The following is a 17,774-nucleotide window of genomic DNA, read 5'->3' on the forward strand; positions in this document are numbered from 1 at the left end:
TCATTCCATCATTCCTCTTTCACGATCGTCGCTCTATTTTACTATTTTTCTCCGCCCTTTACAAAAAAGCACTACCCGCTAAAGCCTCTACAGACGATATTTGCATTCGCATCAGTGCCACAAATCGGGGGGCGGAAACTGCCAGCATCGACGTATTACCTACCCTTTGGTTTCGCAATACCTGGATCTGGACTGGTAATAAACCGCAGTCACAGCTAACAAAAATTGCTGATGGTGTAATTAAGGCGAACAGTAAGAAATATGGAGATTATTGGTTGTTTTGTGAGGGAAATCATCGGCTTTTATTTACAGAAAATGAGACTAACAGCCAACGCCTCTACGGAGTCGCTAATGCCTCGCCTTATGTGAAAGACGCTTTTCACGAGTACGTAATTCACAACGATCGGGATGCAGTGAATCCGAATCAGGTTGGGACAAAAGCAGCAGCTTGGTATCACTTGGAAATTGGGGCGGGAGAGACGAAAGTAATTCAACTGCGATTTACCAACCAATATACAGATACGCCCTTTAATGCAGCATTTGCTGATACCTTCCGCCAGCGTCAAACAGAGGCAGACGAATTTTACGAAACGCTTACCCCCGGTCTAGATGAGGATTGCCGCAACGTCCAACGACAAGCATTTGCCGGGCTGCTGTGGAGCAAACAGTTCTATCAATATGATGTCCGTACTTGGCTGCATGGAGATTCAGCAGAACCTACCCCGCCCAGTCAACGCCTCACTGGCCGGAATGCTGAGTGGTGGACGCTCTACACTGAGGAAGTTATTTCCATGCCCGATAAGTGGGAGTATCCTTGGTTTGCGGCTTGGGATTTGGCATTCCACTGCATTGCTTTGGCATTAATCGATGGAAATTTTGCCAAGCAGCAATTACTGTTACTAACTGGCGATCGCACCATGCACCCCAACGGTCAATTACCCGCTTACGAGTGGGCGTTTGGCGATGTCAATCCCCCCGTACAAGCATGGGCGGCTTGGCGCGTCTACAAAATTGAAGAGAAACGAGTTGGAAAGGGCGATCGCAAATTCTTGGAACGAATGTTTCACCGCTTGATGCTTTACTTTACCTGGTGGGTGAACCGCAAAGACCTACGAGGGCAAAACTTGTTTCAGGGAGGATTTCTCGGATTAGATAATATTGGGCTATTTGACCGCAGCAAGCCATTACCGACGGGGGGATATTTAGAGCAGGCAGACGGCACAGCATGGATGAGTATGTTCTCACTAAATATGCTGGCGATCGCTCTGGAACTATCCCGTGAGGACGAAACATACAGCGATATGACGTTGAAGTTTTTTGAACACTTCCTCTACATTGCTAACGCCATTAATAATGTAGGTTCTGAAAAAATTGTGCTTTGGGACGACGAAGACGGCTTTTACTACGATGCCTTGCACTTACCCAACGGAGAGGACGTGCGACTCAAAGTACGGTCAATGGTGGGACTGATACCGCTATTTGCTGTCGATACTCTGGAGGCAGATTTGTTAGAAATTGTGCCGGGGTTAAAAGACAAAATTGAGTGGTTTCTCAACAACCGTCCCGAACTGGCCAAAAATATTGCTTGTATGACTATTGAGGGAGAGGGCGATCGTCGCCTGCTTGCCATCACCAGCCCCGAAGTGCTGCGTCGTATCCTGCGGCGAGTGTTGGATGAGGATGAATTTCTCTCACCCTATGGTATCCGCTCGGTTTCCCGCTATCACCAAGAGCATCCCTTTATCTTCGATTGGGATAGCACTCGCTATCAGGTAGACTATGAGCCTGCTGAGTCTACTACCGATCAATTTGGCGGTAACTCTAATTGGCGCGGGCCGGTTTGGTTTCCAGTTAACTTTCTACTCATTGAATCTTTGCAAAAGTTCTATCACTACTTAGGCGATGACTTTAAAGTAGAGTGTCCCACAGGTTCAGGAGTAATGCTCAATCTCTGGGAGGTGGCCGCTTACCTGGAGAAACGGTCGATCGCTATTTTCTTACAGAATCAAGATGGGCAGCGTCCGGTTTACGGTGGTATTGCAAAATTTCAGCAAGACCCCCATTGGCGCGATTTAATTCTCTTTTACGAATACTTTCACGGCGACAACGGGGCTGGACTGGGTGCAAGTCACCAAACCGGATGGACAGCACTAATTGCCAAGTTGATTCAGCAGGTAAACGATAAACCTTGATTGCTTACTTCTAACTTTTTGCTCTATAACAACCAAAGTTTCTGTTAATTCTAACGAACACAATACTTAACGCAATTTACTCTTATGACTCATCCTTCATCATCGAGCGATCGCGAGCATTCAACACCCCCGACGATCCACTATTGGCACGTCTGGACTGACGAAGACGGCATCAGCCACCAGTGCCGTTGCCAAATTCAAGACTTCACTCTCAAGAGTATTTCACCACCTGCCTCTCCTCAGTGGCTCGAGCAAATGCAGCAAGGCGGTGCTACTGTCGTCTTTACAGTGCAACCTGTTGGCTGGATTGGAACTTGGCATGAAAATCCAAAACCCCAATGGATTATTCCGCTATCGGGACGCTGGTTTGTGGAGACGATGGACGGCCAACGAGTGGAGATGGGTGTTGGTGAAATTTCGTTTGGAGAAGACCAGAATACTAAAGCGAACGCACAGGGACAGAAGGGACACCTTTCTGGCACCGTGGGCGATGCGCCCGCAGTTCTGATGATTGTGCAACTTGAAGAAACGCCGACAATCGGGCAGGCTTGCCGCTTTCGTTAATCTCAAAATTTTTATGTTGAATCGCATTCAGGTACAACGGATTCGTGCTATTGGATTAACCGTGAGTGATGCCGATCGCTCTCAGGATTTCTATACGCAAGCACTAGGGTTTGAACCCGTTTCAGACATCACAGTTGAAACAGAGGATTACAGCGACTTATTAGGCGTGGCTGAGACAACAATTCGCATTGTCACCTTGCAGCTTGGAGATGAACTCATTGAGCTGATGCAGTACCTCAATATTGAGGGAAAACCGATTCCCAGGGATTCGCAAAGTAATGATTTGTGGTTTCAGCATTTGGCGATCGCAGTTAGTGATATGGATCGGGCTTATGCTCATTTGCGATCGTTTCCAATTGAACCGATTTCAGTTGAACCGCAGACGATACCGCCTGAGAATAAAGCATCTGCTGGTGTACGAGCTTTCAAGTTCAAAGACTGCGATCGCCACCCTTTAGAGTTAATTTGGTTTCCTGCGGATAAAGGGCAAGACAAGTGGCATCAAAAGAGCGATCGCTTGTTTCTAGGAATCGACCATAGTGCGATCGGGATTAGCAACACTGAGCAGAGTCTAAAATTTTACCGCGACTTGCTGGGAATGCAGGTTGAGGGTGGCAGTTTCAACCAAGGTGAAACCCAAGCTAGACTTGATAATTTATCAGAAGAAGTAGAAGTCCGAATTACAGCACTGCGACCCGATCGAGGCGGTTTAGGAATTGAACTGCTAGACTATGTTGTGCCTCCCAAGAGTCGTCCTATGCCGAGTGACTGGAGAAGTTGCGATATTGCACATATGCAAGTCGAGCTAGTTGTCAACGATATTGAGCAGGCAGTAGATAGACTGCGGGAGAATGGGGTTGAGGTTGTGTCGTCACGGGTTGTGGAGTTTACAAATAGCTCGTGTCCTTATCGTCAAGGTTGTTTAGTCAAAGACCCTGACGGACATACTATGTTAATGATTTTAGAATAATAAGTGTAATTCTGGTTGTCTAATATCATGTCGAGTTGCATAACCATAATATAAATTTCGTTCGGTAGCTAAGCTAAACTTATTTTTATCACGGGTAATCATCCTGACAGGATATGACGGTTCAACTCATCGACGGTAGATTCCCCTCGCTCCTACACCGGATACTTGAACTGCATAACACAACACAATACAGCAAAGCTGCATCACAAATTTACTCAGTATTTTCAACATCAACATCCTCTGGCGACTCATCATTAGTTTCTTGAGTCGAAACCTGAGACAGATCTGAAGCTTCCTCTTCAGATACTTTTGATCTCAATTGCAGTAAAATTGTGCGAATTTCCTTCGGTACGTCCGATGACTTGATATTGTCATTGCCAATAATGTCTTTTTTTGATAAGTTCAACTTCAAATCCTGATTGATCCAGTTCAGTAAGCTTTTGAGCGTTTCCTTTCCCATTCCTACAGTAACTAGATCATCAAAATCATTGTACCGATCATAAATTGCCAGTAATTTTGAAGCTTCGCTCTTACAAGCTTGTCCCCTATATTCTGAATTATTCAACAATTGTGCCGTTTTGCTAATACTATCTTCAAGGTTGAAATTAAAATTATATCTAGTAAGCTGAATTGTTTCTTTCAAAAATTCCTTTATTTTATCCTGAACTTCTATTTCTGTAGGTAGAGTTTTGCTGGGATGTTTAAGTGATAAAGCACGAACAATTACATTGGGAGACAAAACGTAATTTTCTATCTCATGTTTCATAAGTTGATGGAGCTTAACGTTATACTTTGTTGCGTAATTGGCTAACATATCTCGCCATTCATTGCTAAGTCCGTCCCCATCTCTTACATAGTGAATTTCAATATCTTGACCAACGAATTCCTTAAGGACTTCATTTAATTTAAAAGGAACCTTATCATCTTTCCCGCGACCCTTTAACATGGGTGCTGTATTAACTCCTATAAAACATTTTGTTCCAATAGCTTTATCAAAAGCTTCCATTATAGAAGTGTCGCGATCCTCAAAAAATATTATCTTTCCACTGATTACTGACTTCCCTAAGTCATAAGTCGTAATAGATCTATCAAGACGGTTTTGAATCTGTTCTTCTACCTCATCCGAGCTAGCTAAGGGCTTGTTTATTGGTGTAATAGAGGAGATAGGAACTACTTCAGAAGGCTCAGCCGAGCGAATAATAGCAGTTGAATGCGTTGATATTATTATCTGAATATTAAGCTCTTTTTGAATCTCTCTTAAAGCGTTTGCCAAGGACGCTTGTAAGTTTGGATGCAAGTGAGCATCAGGCTCGTCAAGAAGAACAATGAAAGATTCATCTGGGCAGAAGCGATAAATTGGAGCAAGTATTTGCAGCACCTGCATAAATCCACTGCCAGATGAAGTAAAATCAAGTGATAATTTTCGGTTACTTAAAAGCTTCTCTTCATAATTGGCTGTAACATACAAATCACGCTGTTGCTCAAAAAATATATTGCCTAACCTGAAGTCAAAGTCATCCGCTAACCTCTTTTCCAATCTTGTAAATTTATCAGGTTTTTTCTCTTTTGTATCAAGCAAAAGATTCCGAATAATTGCACTGACTTGCCCAGAACGAAGCCTATCTTTTATGGCCACAGGAAAAGCACGTTCCTCAGATGTCAATAATCCAACAAAGCCCGATATGTATAGTGGCGGTTTTGTATGTATATCAGGATTTTTTGACAGATCATTTGAACTTGAGGTACACTTCGCATTAAAATTGCCAAATAAAGATCTAATTTGGAGGCGATAAACATTTTGTTTATTGTCAAAAAGTTCAATAGTTGTTCCACCAGCACCTTTTGCAGTTCCACCCCTAGAAATTTTGCTGTAGAACAGCTCTCTATAATCTGCAAGAACTATTCCAGGTAGAGTTGGTAGACCAATCCCGGTTTTTTTTACTTTTATATTCCCATTAGCATTAGTTACAAGGTTACCAGTAGACAGAACTATTAAAGAAAAGTTGAGTGCTTGTAAAACTGTAGTTTTACCAGAACTGTTTTCTCCCATTAGAACTGTAAAGGGATGAAGATATACTTCAACTTCTGAAAACTTTTTAAATCTCTCAAGGCGAATACGCTCTAGCATACAGTTGCAATGTTAATATCTGTTTTCTGTGTCTAGGAGTTGTGTTTTGCCTGCTCGATATTCAGTCACTGCCTCTGCTGCCAGGAAAGCGAGTGCATCCTGAAATGCCTCAAAAGCTCTATCCTAAAGGGTTGAGTCCTTAAAGTTCTTCAGGAATCAGTACCATGAGCGCATCCTAATCACTCGCAGGAAAGGTTTTTAGCTTGGCGATCACTTGTTCGAGTAGCTCGGTCATCGCTATCGTTCTCCTAGGAAAGAGATATTCTTCATTATTGCTCACTAGACTATGACCTGTGTTCATCCGTTTATCTGGTACAACGCACTGTTAAACTGCCTCAAGGCATGAGTGATGATTCATCCTCCAAAAATTATAACATCCAGGGAATACGCACCCCTACCTAAAGCCGCGATCGCTCTCCATTTCAGCCAGTCTATAAACAGTTTTTATCAGCGTTTGCCGGGACTAGATACTCATTGTACTCTCTCATTTAGAGATTTTTGCAAACGATCGATCGCACAATGCAGACATTTCATTTCATGGGCAATTCGGTCTAGTTGTGTGGAAACAGGAGTTTGTTCTCGAACAGCTTGCCTCGTTGACGTTACAGAACTTGGATTTATAGCCAACTCTGATATCCTAGCGATATGTAACTGTTCAATATCCTCGTGAATTGCTTCGATATAAATATTTAGATCCGGTAAAGCTAGAGGTGGGTGTCCCTGTTCGAGGGCATTTGCTAAGTTCTCTAAAATTTGGACAATTGCATCGGTAAATCGCTGGAAATCTGCAAATTGGTACTCTCCGCTAAATTTCTGCTGATGTTCTGCTAGGGTTGTAACTGAGCTGAAAAAAGCACGAATGTAAAGTATTAGCATCGCGATCGGTTCGACTTCTCCTCGAACGTGACGGGGTTCGCTGAATAACCTTTGAGCCGCAGCATTCGCATTCGCATTCTCTAATGCCGCTTGATGACGCAGGTTTCTGAGAGTTTCAGTAGAGCAGTTTTGTTCTGGGTTGATATAGCTAGCTGCAACCTGTTGAAAGTACGCGAGATTAGCTCGAATAGTTGTTGCTAGCTGTGCCGGAAGTTGCGATCGCTCCCAACTGGGGAATAACAAATAGCTACCTAGCAATGCTAAAATTCCTCCAATTAAGCTATCGACAATGCGCAATACTCCAATCTCCCAGCCGCCTTTACTTGTCATATTCAGTAGCAATATGATTGCGGGAGTGAGGAGTGTAATAAAAATGCCGTAGCTCAGCGATCGCACCGACATAGCAGCGACTAAGAGTATCAGAAGACAGACTAATATTGCCACAGGATTGTGGATAAGTATGACCAGGGCAATGCCAAAGATGCCCCCCAATGTAGTTCCAATCACCCGTTGCACCGTTGTCTGAGAAGTACCGCCAAAGTTCGGCTTTAGGGCAACTACAGCAGTGAGCGTGACCCAATAGCCTGTCGGTACTTGCAATAACACGGCTACTAATTCAGCAGTCGTTACTATTAGCGCCAGCCGCAAAGCGTGACGAAAAATAACAGAATTAAAAGTGAGATTGTTCCGCAGCGTGTCAATGATTGAAGAACGCTGTGGCTGTATCGGGGGATAAATGTTTAGCTGGGCGATACTGCGCCTTTCTCCCCGGTGTAAATCTGTGGCAATTTTCGCATCGGTATGAATTTGTTCTGCTAGCGCTTTCAGACTAGCTACAATCTTGCCAAGACTCACCAAGTCAGCATAGTCATCTGCGTGAGCCAAACTCGCCTGATTCAGGACTTGAGAGTGTATGACTTGCCACTGGTATTCTAGTGCCTCGATCGCCCGATCCAAATCTCCCAAGCGAACAACACTCTTTTCTTTGGGGAGTGATTCTGATAAAAATTGCAAAGCTGCTGCCAATGCTTCTATCACTTGCTGAATTTCTCTGTGCACCTGCTGGAATAAGGAACTAGAGGAAGCGATCGCTAACAGTTCAACCAGTGCTACAACAGAATTAGTAATTTGGTTAGCATCCTCAATTAAGACAAGTAACTGATTGCCGCGCAAATCAGCACTTTCTCGGCCCGTCCACACAGCACCCCAAACACTCCGGGCAGAGGTCAAACCCTGTATTACGCTGTCTTGAGCTTGTAAGAATTGCTCTGCCCACTTCTGACGCTCCTCCAGAGTTAAGGGCATCTCGCTTGCCATTCGCAAAAATTTGCTCACTGTGGCATAACAACTGCTGGCTGCTTCGATCGCTGGTGTATAAGGGCGTAGCACCCACAATCCTAGAGATAACACCATCGCCCAGACACCTCCAGCTAGACACAGCGCACATTGCAGAAAAACAGTAGAGAAATCTGGGAACGAAGCAAATTTTGCTAGCGAGACGATAAACATAGTTGATGTAACCACGCTAACCGTCGCAACGGCAGTACCAAACACACCAGCGAAGCCAGCGATGAACATCACTAAGAACGTTGTTGGAATAGCTAGCCACAGGGTACTATTAACCAGATTCGCCATTAGCAAAGCGGCAGTAACGCCAATGGTTGCTGCGAGCATTACAGTTGCTTTTTGGCGGTAGGCTCCACCCGCATCAACCATACCCACAAACATAGCTCCCATCACCCCGATCGCACTTGCAGCAGAATGACCGGTAATGAAGCCAACGGCAATGGGGCCGCTCACTGCCAAAAGGGTACGCAAACCGTAGAGGATGTCAGGTTTACCCGGCTTGAGCTGAAACTGCTGCAACAGCCAGTTGAAAGATTGTCGATCGCCAGATGGCATCACTAGGCTACCTCTTTAAATTAAATTAACTGGTTTCTGCTTAATCTTTTTGATACAAGTGAGGAGACAAAAAAGTTTTTAACATACAGCAGATCCACGTTGATAAAGTACATCGGTCAAGCGATCGATCGCTGTAGGGAAACGGCACTGCCGTGTCCTCTATCTTTGCTTGACATTGAATCCATCGGAGAGGTAAGCCTGGGTTCACCGTCCAAAAATCAGAGCGTCCAGCGAATACGCACCTGGACCGAAAACCGCGATCGCCACCAACATTACACAGTACATAAACGCCTTTTCCCAACTTGGCGGTTCCCCTTTTCCTAAAGACCCCTGATACTGTTCTTCAGGAATTAAATAGGGGTCGCGACCCACAAAATGCTTACCTTCGGAGATGTGTAAATAGGCCGCAAACACCATTGAACCCAAAATTGGTAAGCTCGCCAAAAGTGTAAGCAATCCCAAAATTAGGAAAATTCCGCCGCCCAACATCGATGCTGCTGATAGAAAGCAAAGAAATATAGGCATTTTCAAAGAATCAGCCCACTGTCGAAGATGCGTTATTTTAGGATAGCCGTGCAGTAAGAACAATAGACCGACACTAACTCTTAATAGTAAAAGCATTACGCCTTGAAGCCCGGCGGGGAAAACAGTATTAAGCGAACTCAATAGGTTTAGACCTAGCTCTGGTAGATTGGATGAAATGTTAGTAACTAATAGAAAACTGAAGGCAAAGCCAATAACAAATTTGTAAATCATCTTTGCACTCCGCGAGTATTGAGGTCGATCGCATATTAAAGATGTGCCTGCCGTAATAAACAGGCGATCGCGCTTCGCTCCACCAAAGGTGAGATTAGCACAAGTCTCCGGCACCAAAATTTTCCCCAAACGAGCGCCATCGGGCGCATATACCTGCACGCTATCCTGAGAGCTAGTAAAGATATTGCCGTACTCGTCCACGCGCAACCCGTCGGGCTGACCCGGATCGATGACTGCAAATACGCGACCGTTGGTTGCACGCCGACCACTTACAACCTCGTACACGCGGATGTGATGAGGCCCATCGGGGATGTTGAAAGCAGCGGTATCGGATACATGGTTTTTGGTTCTGGATATCTATCCTGTGGCATTTCTATGCTGGTGACAATCATCCTGATGATTGTAATGGACGTTGTACATCCCCCTGCTGTCTCTACTTCCCTGAGCTTTGCTTTGAAGGCGGGTAACGAAAATAACCTGGTTTTGTTTGGTTTAGCTGTCAGTATTACTGCCCTGTTAGTTGTACTGGAGCGCTTTACCCTGTGGGTGTTAGCTCGCCACAGCACATCCTAGCCTCGCTGCCGAGTGCAAACCTAACTCATGAGTTCCAAATCTAAGGTTCCAAGTTTTAAGGAGATTGCGACGATGAATGACTTACAGAAATCTGAACCCCAAGACAAACATCTCAATGCTCGAGAAGAGAACTCTGATAGCGCAGCATTAGCAAGTATTCGCTCCTCTAGTCATCCCATGGCTACAGGGCTTGGGGCAATCGGTGGTAGTGTGGCAGGTGCCGCAATAGGTGATTCTGTTGGTGGGCGAGTGGGTGCAACGCTTGGAGCAGTGGCGGGAGCGATCGCGGGTAGTATCGCTGGAAATGCCCTAGCAGAAATCGCCGAAGAAGTAGCCCAAGAGGTAAACGAGACAATAGGGTTGGACGTGGGAGCCGATAAGAAGGAGATTGAGTTGCCCCGGCACTACTCCTGGGATGAGCTACGCGCTTTATCAAAGCCCCGGTTCAAGGAGCCTATTTAATTTTACCCTCCAACCCCACTGCACCAACTGGCTTGCTCCTGGCTTCAAGAGCATTGGTAACAAGTTAAGCTAAGAAAGCATTTGTCAATGAGCAACTATGCTCAACATTTACTCGGATTTTGGGCATAAAACTGATATTTGGGCGATCGTGCGATCGTGTCGAGGGTGATATTTATACCTACTCCCTCTCAAATCGTGAATTTTCCACTCCTAAAAAAGCAGTTTTTTAGAGTAATATTACTGATTGACAAATACAATTAAGTCTTAATATCAAGTCCGGTTAATTACTTATAAATCCTGTACGGGCATCGGCTAAATATGGCATCGGACACGATCGGACAAAAGTATTATAACTATTCAACCGGACTTGATATTATCTGATATTTTCAGGCTACTGCTATCAGGGTAAGAGCATCTCATATCAAATCCGTTAGCATCGGAATAGTAAATTCGAGTTCACTGTTGACGGTTGACTGTGAACAGTGAACCCTCAACCGTCAACAGTCAACATCACGGACGGTGTAACCGGAAATAATATCAATCAGTCTTGACCAAAGGATTTGAGAAGAAGCATCATGTATTCATCATTCATTGTCGCCCGTTTCCTTTTCTGTCGCAAGCTAAGTTTGAGAGTGATTTCTTGATTGACAGGATTCAGGGACATCCGTCTGATTGCAGCCAAGTTCCGAGGGCTATTCAACGACCGAATGCGACATCGATCTTCATTAAAAGTGACTAGAGGTAGGCGTACAGTTTTTGCGAAAGGAGCTGTAATAGGAGTGGCTGGGCGGACTGCAAAAAGAAATGATCGCCAGGAAGCATATGCAGTGAGAAGGCAGCATTTGTGTGCTCTTGCCAAACTTTCAGGTCATCGTAGCTTACCTCGCGATCCTGTAAACCACCAAAGGCAGTGATAGGACAATCTAGCGGCGGCTCAGGTGTGTAAGTGTAAGTCTCTATGACGGCAAAATCTGCTCGTAGAGCAGGAAGGAGCAGCTGCATCAGTTCAGTATTCTGTAACACGACTTCGGGCGTGCCATTGAGCCGGCGGAGTTCTTCTATGAACTCAAACTCTGGCAAAGCATGAATTGGTGGATCTGGATCGGGAACTTGAGGTGCGCGGTAACCAGATACGAAGAGGTGGACTGGGCTCTTACCGTAATTTTTACGAAGTAGACGAGCCAGCTCAAAGCTGACAAGTCCGCCCATACTGTGACCGAAGAAAGCAAAAGGTTTGTCTAGGTACGGAAGAATGGCGATCGCGATCGCTTGAACAAGGAGCTGTAGCCTAGTGAATGGGGCGGACGTTATCCGCTTTCCCCGTCCAGGAAGTTCGACAGGACAGACCTCCAAAGCCATCGGCAGGCTATCAGACCATGTCCGGAAAGTCAGAGCTGCACCTCCGGCGTAGGGAAAGCAAAACAGACGCAGGCTCGCCTGAGGATTGAGCGATTGCCAGCTAACCCATGTGTCTAAAGTCCGTGTACTAATCATATAGCAATGCTAAGCTTCTCGAACATATTTATCCATTTTCTTCAGTAGACTAAGCGGTCATACAAGAGCTGGGTTTACCCAAGCGCATTCTTAAATTGGCGTTAGTAGTTGCACCCGAATCGTATATAATACACCCCCGCAATAAACTGGGGTTATTAGTGCAAATAATAGCTGTGTTGTACTTAATTTATATATACCTAGAGATTTATTTTGTAATAATACTTTAGGTATACATCCGGATAAAGAATTATATCTATCATTAGTCTAGTGTTCTCTAAAACAAAAAGGGCCAAGCTCTCCTGAATCGCTGTATCCAGAAGAGGGCTCAATATTTTCGTTAGGCATTTTCGTTTCCAACCATCGCAACCCATTGGTGTTATGAGGCGGAAGAGTGCCGTATGAATTGTAGTTCCCCAATGTCCCCTTGCTGAAAATTTTTAATAAATGGTTACCACTCAGAACTTAGCCTGCGATAGAAGTTTTAACATCGATAATGTAGTTACTTTAGTAGATATTCTTCAGAGTAAAGCGCTATACCAGCCTGACAAAAAGGCTTTTACTTTTCTGCTAGATGGAGAAACAGAGGAAAGTAGTTTAACATATCTAGAATTGGAGTTGCAAGCACGAGCGATCGCAACCAGGCTGCAAGATTTAGGGGCAAGCGGGGAGCGGGCGCTGCTGATCTACCCACCTGGGTTGGAGTTCATAGCCGCATTTTTCGGGTGTTTGTACGCTGGAGTCGTTGCTGTCCCGGCGTATCCACCACGGCGCAACCAGTCTCTATCCCGCCTTCAATCGATTGTGGCAGATGCAGGGGCAACTATTGCGCTCACCACCAAAACCGTCTTGTCCAATGTAGAACGCCTATTCACCCAGTCTCCGACTCTACAAGCTCTGCATTGGCTGCCTACAGACAACATTGCTAGCGACTTAGCACAAGCATGGCTACAGCCAGCTATCAGCAGTGACACCCTGGCGTTTCTCCAGTACACCTCAGGTTCTACGGGTAGACCTAAAGGGGTAATGGTAACTCATGGAAATCTGCTGCACAACGAACAAATGATCCAGACGGGATTCGAGCATACAGAGAAAACCATCTATGTAAGTTGGCTACCCCTTTTCCATGACATGGGTCTAATTGGCAATATGCTTCAGTCTCTATACTTGGGTAGGCCATGCATTCTCATGTCTCCCGTGGCTTTTCTGCAACGCCCTGTACGCTGGCTCCAGGCTATTAGCCGCTACAAAGCTACCACCAGCGGTGCACCCAACTTTGCTTACGAGCTGTGCCTTAACAAGATAACCAACGAACAACGGGAGACTCTCGATCTGAGTAGCTGGGATGTAGCTTTCAACGGAGCAGAGCCTGTTCGTGCCGAGACGCTGGAGCGGTTTGCAACTGCCTTTGAACCCTGTGGATTTCGCCGAGAAGCTTTCTACCCTTGTTACGGAATGGCGGAAGCAACCCTAATGATTTCTGGTGGAATCAAGGCAGCTAGGCCTGTACTCAAAACCGTTGAAGGAGAGGCGCTAGAGCAACATCGGGTGGTTTCAGCTTCTGGGAAGAATGATGAAGTTCGGACGCTAGTTGGCTGCGGTCAAACCTTACTAGAGCAACAAATTGTCATTGTCCATCCCGATACCTTGACCCGTTGCCAGCCTCATGAAGTGGGAGAGATTTGGGTTTGGGGCAACAGCGTTGCTCAGGGTTACTGGAACCGTCCCGAAGAGACACAGGCTACGTTCCAAGCATACTTGGCAGACACGGGAGAGGGTCCATTTCTGCGTACAGGCGACTTAGGATTTTTGCAGGAGGGTGAGCTGTTTGTCACAGGTCGCCTCAAAGACCTAATTATTATCCGGGGCCGCAACCACTATCCCCAGGATATTGAACTGACGGTGGAAAAGAGCCACCCGGTAGTACAACTTGGTTGCACTGCCGCATTTTCAGTGGAGGTGAACGCACAGGAGCGACTGGTGGTTGCTTGTGAGGTAGAACGCACTTCCCGCCGCAATCTAGACGTAGATGAAATAGTTGGGGCTATCCGTAAGGCTGTGTCCCAGCAGCACGATTTGGAAGTTTATGGAGTGTTGTTACTTAAGACAGGGACTATTCCCAAAACTTCTAGTGGCAAGATTCAGCGCCATGCCTGTAAGGCAGGGTTTATAGCAGAAAGTCTATCTGTTTTAGGTTCCAGCATCCTAAGCCACATTGATGACTTAATTGAAGCCCCTACCCTAACTCAAGAAACATTACACCCTACACCCGAAACACAACGTCAATTGTTGTTGGAATTAGACCTGCGCAACCAACTTGCTCGACTTTTAGGGATTTCTCCATCTCAACTCAACCCGCAGCAGCCTCTTAACACCTTCGGTGTCGATTCCCTGAAAGCTGTGGAAATTAAGAACCAGATTGAAGCAAACTTCGGTTTCGTTTTACCGATCGAGACATTTCTGGATGACATTAACATTACCGAGCTAGCTACCCAAATTTTATCTGGGGCAACATCCTCTTCCCCAACTCCCTCATCTATCTCTGCACCAATACAAACAACAACTGAGTTTCCCGGACTCAAACAACAGAGAGTATCACAAAGTATTGCTCAACCCCAAAGGCCAGCCACCAAAAATAATCTGGAATTTAGCTTGTTCTACTTTTCCAGTGAAGAGGCTGAATTTACAGACGATAAATACCGACTCTTAATTGAAGGGGCAAAGTTTGCCGATCGGCATGATTTTGCTGCAGTCTGGATACCAGAACGTCATTTTCACGCCTTTGGGGGCATCTACCCCAATCCATCAGTCTTGGGTGCTGCGGTGGCAATGGTAACTGAGCGTGTTCGCCTCAGAGCCGGCAGTGTTGTCTTACCGCTGCAAAATCCCATCCGAGTCGCTGAGGAATGGTCTGTTGTTGATAACTTATCAAAAGGTCGAGTAGACCTCGCCTTTGCTAGGGGTTGGAACCCCAATGACTTTGTTCTCTCGCCAGAGACTTATGCTAACCGTACAGAAGCCCTGTTCTCAGGTATGCAAACAGTTCAAAAGCTATGGCGGGGCGAGTCAATCTCATTACCGAATGGAATTGGTAAGGAGACCGAAATTAAAGTTTATCCCCTCCCCAAACAGCGGGAATTATCGGTTTGGATGACTTGTAGTGGGGGTAAAGAAAGATTTATCGAAGCCGGTGCCCTTGGAGTCAATATTTTAACGGCTCTTCTTTTCCAACCGATTGAAGAACTGGCCGAAAAAATAGCCCTTTATCGTGATTCTCGCGCCAAACACGGTCACGACCCTGAAGCTGGTCATGTGACTCTAATGCTACATACATTTGTCGGCGAAGACATAGAAGTAGTTCGCAACCAGGTTCGGGAACCGTTTATAGAATACCTGAAGAACTCTGTCGATCTATGGCGTCAGGATTCAAAGAACTTGGACGATTTGACCGAGAAAGAGCGGGAAGACCTGCTGGCTTATGCCTTTGAGCGCTACTTTCAAACAAGTGCCTTATTTGGAACACCAGATACTTGCCTAACAAAGGTTGCTCGCCTCAAAGAGATAGGTGTGAATGAGATTGCTTGTTTAATCGACTTTGGAGTTGATGTGGATGCAGTCATGGCCGCGCTCTACTCCCTGACAAAGCTTAAAGAGGATTCAAATGCTAATGTCAATTCCGCCGAGAGCGACGACAATCAGCCACCTGACCGGGCGACTATAAGCAACAAAATTGACCTGCAAAATCCAGAGCAGTTGTTGAGCCAACTTTATCAGCTATCTGAAAAAGAAGTGGATTCATTGCTAAGCAAGCTGCTTATCAATAACCCTAGGTAATTTTGCCGTAAAACTAGGATTTTACGTCATTTGAGAGCTGTTTGTGAAAAAATTACCCGGACTTATTGAGAAGTTACGTAAATGAAATGAGCATTATTTCCAAACAAAACGCTAATCTTTCGCCAGCTCAAAAGCGGGCGCTTCTGGCAGAACTCCTTCGGGAAAAGGCTAAGGAGTCTAAATCTCTGTTTCCTTTATCCCAAGGGCAGCAAGCACTGTGGTTTCTTTACAAGCTTGTGCCTCACAGTTGGGCTTACAACACCCTGTTCACAGCACGCATTCAGTCGCCTGTAGACATTCCGGCATTGCGACGCACCTTGCAAGCGCTGATTTCGCGTCATCCTTCTCTGCGAACCACGTATACTGAGCGCGATGGCAAACCTTTTGGGCAAATCCACGAAGATGTAGAGGTTCAGGTTGAGGAAATAGATGCCTCAACTTGGAACTGGGATGAATTAAAAGAGCAGGTAACTCAAGAAGCTCGCCGTCCTTTCAATCTGGAACAAGGTTCGGTCATGCGGGTTAGTCTGTTTACTCGCTCACCAAAAGACCATATCCTCATGCTGGCAATCCACCACATTGCGAGTGATTTCTGGTCCCTGCTAATACTGATGGATGAACTGCGGGTTTTGTACTCGGCAGAAAACACTGGTACTGAGGCATCTTTACCACCTCAAAATCTATCCTATGTAGACTACGTTCATTGGCAGAACCAAATGCTGGCGGGTGCTGCTGGGGAGCGGCTCTGGGCTTACTGGCGAGAACAGTTAGCTGGTGAGTTACCAGTGATAAATCTGCCGACCGATCGCCCTCGATCGCCAGTGCAGACCTATCAAGGAGCTTCTCATAACTTCAGGCTGACAGAGGAACTGACACAGCAGCTCAAGGGGCTGGCGCAGGCCCAGAAAGCTACCCTTTACATGACGCTGTTGGCAGCTTTTCAGGTACTGCTTTACCGCTATACAGGTCAAGAGGACCTTCTTGTAGGATCCCCCACACTTGGTAGGACTCAGCGTGAATTCGCAGAAATTGTGGGTTACTTTGTTAACCCGGTTGTTTTGCGAGCGAATATTGCTGGTAATCCTACGTTTCAAGCGTTTTTGAGCCAAGTGCGCCAGACGGTATTGGGGGCGATCGCGCATCAAGATTATCCCTTTCCTTTACTCGTGGAAAAACTGCAACCGAACCGCGATCCTAGTCGCTCACCAATTTTCCAAGTTTTATTTGCCCTACAAAAACCGCAGCAATTTGAGGAAGTTGTAGAGCTGTTTGCACCAAGTGAAAAGGCATCCCAAGTCAATTGGGGAGATTTAAAGCTGGAGTCTTTTGAAATACCACAGCAGGAAGGCCAGTTTGATTTGACATTAGAAATCATTGAGGCTGGAGAATCGCTGTTTGGTGTCTTCAAGTACAACACAGATTTGTTTGAGGCGGACACGATTACTCGGATGTCTGGGCATTTTCAAACGCTGCTAGAAGCGATTGTGACCAATCCCCAACAGCCAGTTTCCCAATTGCCCCTGCTAAGTACAGCTGAGCGAAATCAGTTACTGGTGGAGTGGAACAATACCCAAGCAGAATATCCCCAGTCAATGTGTCTCCACCAGTTATTTGAAGCGATTGTGGAACAGACCCCCGACGCCGTGGCAGCGGTGTTTGAAGACTCGGTGTTGACCTATCGCCAGTTGAACAGTCGAGCCAATCAACTAGCCCACCACTTACAAGCACTGGGCGTAGGTCCAGAAGTGTTAGTCGGCATCTGTGTAGAGCGCTCCTTAGAGATGCTAGTGGGGCTGTTGGGGATTCTCAAAGCTGGAGGGGCATACGTGCCACTCGACCCCGCCTATCCCTCTGAGCGCTTGAGCTTCATGTTGGAAGACTCACAAGCGCCTGTGCTAGTCACCCAGAAGGGCGTTGCTGCCCTGTGCCCCACAAGTGGGACGCATATTGTTTACTTAGATGCAGACTCCGAAGCGATCGCCCAAAGCGACCAAAGCAACCCGACGAGCAACGTCACGGGTAATAA

Annotated in this window: 11 protein-coding genes; 7 read left to right on the forward strand and 4 right to left on the reverse strand. The window is 46.0% G+C overall.

The window, feature by feature from the left end:
- The 3 genes from QUB56_RS33885 to QUB56_RS33895 all read left to right on the forward strand — a co-directional run.
- Positions 1-2,192 (forward strand): MGH1-like glycoside hydrolase domain-containing protein (locus QUB56_RS33885; protein ID WP_332960737.1); only part of this gene is annotated, 2,192 nt, incomplete at its 5' end.
- Between the two features lie 84 nt (positions 2,193-2,276).
- Positions 2,277-2,756: a cupin domain-containing protein gene (locus tag QUB56_RS33890; protein ID WP_332960738.1), complete on the forward strand. Its 480-nt coding sequence runs from the start codon at positions 2,277-2,279 to the stop codon at positions 2,754-2,756.
- 13 nt (positions 2,757-2,769) lie between these two features.
- Positions 2,770-3,726, forward strand: a complete 957-nt coding sequence (locus QUB56_RS33895; RefSeq protein ID WP_332960739.1) for a VOC family protein — start codon at positions 2,770-2,772, stop codon at positions 3,724-3,726.
- 211 nt (positions 3,727-3,937) lie between these two features.
- Here QUB56_RS33895 and QUB56_RS33900 read toward each other — a convergent pair whose 3' ends face one another.
- The 3 genes from QUB56_RS33900 to QUB56_RS33910 all read right to left on the reverse strand — a co-directional run bounded on the left by QUB56_RS33900 (position 3,938) and on the right by QUB56_RS33910 (position 9,673).
- Positions 3,938-5,854: an ATP-binding protein gene (locus QUB56_RS33900; RefSeq protein WP_332960741.1), complete on the reverse strand. Its 1,917-nt coding sequence runs from the start codon at positions 5,852-5,854 to the stop codon at positions 3,938-3,940.
- A 471-nt stretch (positions 5,855-6,325) separates the two neighbouring features.
- Positions 6,326-8,632, reverse strand: coding sequence for an FUSC family protein (locus tag QUB56_RS33905; RefSeq protein WP_332960748.1), 2,307 nt, complete (start codon positions 8,630-8,632; stop codon positions 6,326-6,328).
- A 204-nt stretch (positions 8,633-8,836) separates the two neighbouring features.
- Complete coding sequence (locus QUB56_RS33910) at positions 8,837-9,673, reverse strand: SMP-30/gluconolactonase/LRE family protein (protein ID WP_332960742.1); 837 nt, start codon at positions 9,671-9,673, stop codon at positions 8,837-8,839.
- 9 nt (positions 9,674-9,682) lie between these two features.
- Here QUB56_RS33910 and QUB56_RS33915 point away from each other — a divergent pair, with 9 nt between their 5' ends.
- Positions 9,683-9,961, forward strand: coding sequence for an HPP family protein (locus QUB56_RS33915; protein ID WP_332960743.1), 279 nt, complete (start codon positions 9,683-9,685; stop codon positions 9,959-9,961).
- Between the two features lie 72 nt (positions 9,962-10,033).
- A complete protein-coding gene (locus QUB56_RS33920) occupies positions 10,034-10,423 on the forward strand; it encodes a glycine zipper domain-containing protein (RefSeq protein ID WP_332960744.1) in 390 nt (129 codons plus the stop codon).
- A 735-nt stretch (positions 10,424-11,158) separates the two neighbouring features.
- Here the strand turns inward: QUB56_RS33920 and QUB56_RS33930 are convergent.
- Positions 11,159-11,917 (reverse strand): thioesterase II family protein, encoded by a 759-nt coding sequence (locus QUB56_RS33930; protein ID WP_332960745.1) that lies wholly within the window; start codon positions 11,915-11,917, stop codon positions 11,159-11,161.
- Between the two features lie 444 nt (positions 11,918-12,361).
- Here QUB56_RS33930 and QUB56_RS33935 point away from each other — a divergent pair, with 444 nt between their 5' ends.
- Together QUB56_RS33935 and QUB56_RS33940 are read left to right on the forward strand one after the other, a co-directional pair.
- A complete protein-coding gene (locus QUB56_RS33935) occupies positions 12,362-15,748 on the forward strand; it encodes a MupA/Atu3671 family FMN-dependent luciferase-like monooxygenase (protein WP_332960746.1) in 3,387 nt (1,128 codons plus the stop codon).
- A gap of 86 nt (positions 15,749-15,834) precedes the next feature.
- Positions 15,835-17,774: condensation domain-containing protein (locus tag QUB56_RS33940; protein WP_332960747.1), on the forward strand; the 1,940-nt coding region annotated here is incomplete at its 3' end.

The sequence above is a fragment of the Microcoleus sp. AR_TQ3_B6 genome, from assembly GCF_036702785.1.
Lineage (GTDB): Bacteria > Cyanobacteriota > Cyanobacteriia > Cyanobacteriales > Microcoleaceae > Microcoleus.

Bases quoted from the DNA above. Each gene is read 5' to 3' on its own strand.
- QUB56_RS33890 (WP_332960738.1), top strand. From the start codon at position 2,277: ATGACTCATCCTTCATCATCGAGCGATCGCGAGCATTCAACACCCCCG.
- QUB56_RS33920 (WP_332960744.1), top strand. From the start codon at position 10,034: ATGAATGACTTACAGAAATCTGAACCCCAAGACAAACATCTCAATGCT.
- QUB56_RS33915 (WP_332960743.1), top strand. From the start codon at position 9,683: ATGAGGCCCATCGGGGATGTTGAAAGCAGCGGTATCGGATACATGGTT.
- QUB56_RS33935 (WP_332960746.1), top strand. From the start codon at position 12,362: ATGGTTACCACTCAGAACTTAGCCTGCGATAGAAGTTTTAACATCGAT.
- QUB56_RS33895 (WP_332960739.1), top strand. From the start codon at position 2,770: ATGTTGAATCGCATTCAGGTACAACGGATTCGTGCTATTGGATTAACC.
- QUB56_RS33930 (WP_332960745.1), bottom strand. From the start codon at position 11,917: ATGATTAGTACACGGACTTTAGACACATGGGTTAGCTGGCAATCGCTC.
- QUB56_RS33905 (WP_332960748.1), bottom strand. From the start codon at position 8,632: ATGCCATCTGGCGATCGACAATCTTTCAACTGGCTGTTGCAGCAGTTT.
- QUB56_RS33900 (WP_332960741.1), bottom strand. From the start codon at position 5,854: ATGCTAGAGCGTATTCGCCTTGAGAGATTTAAAAAGTTTTCAGAAGTT.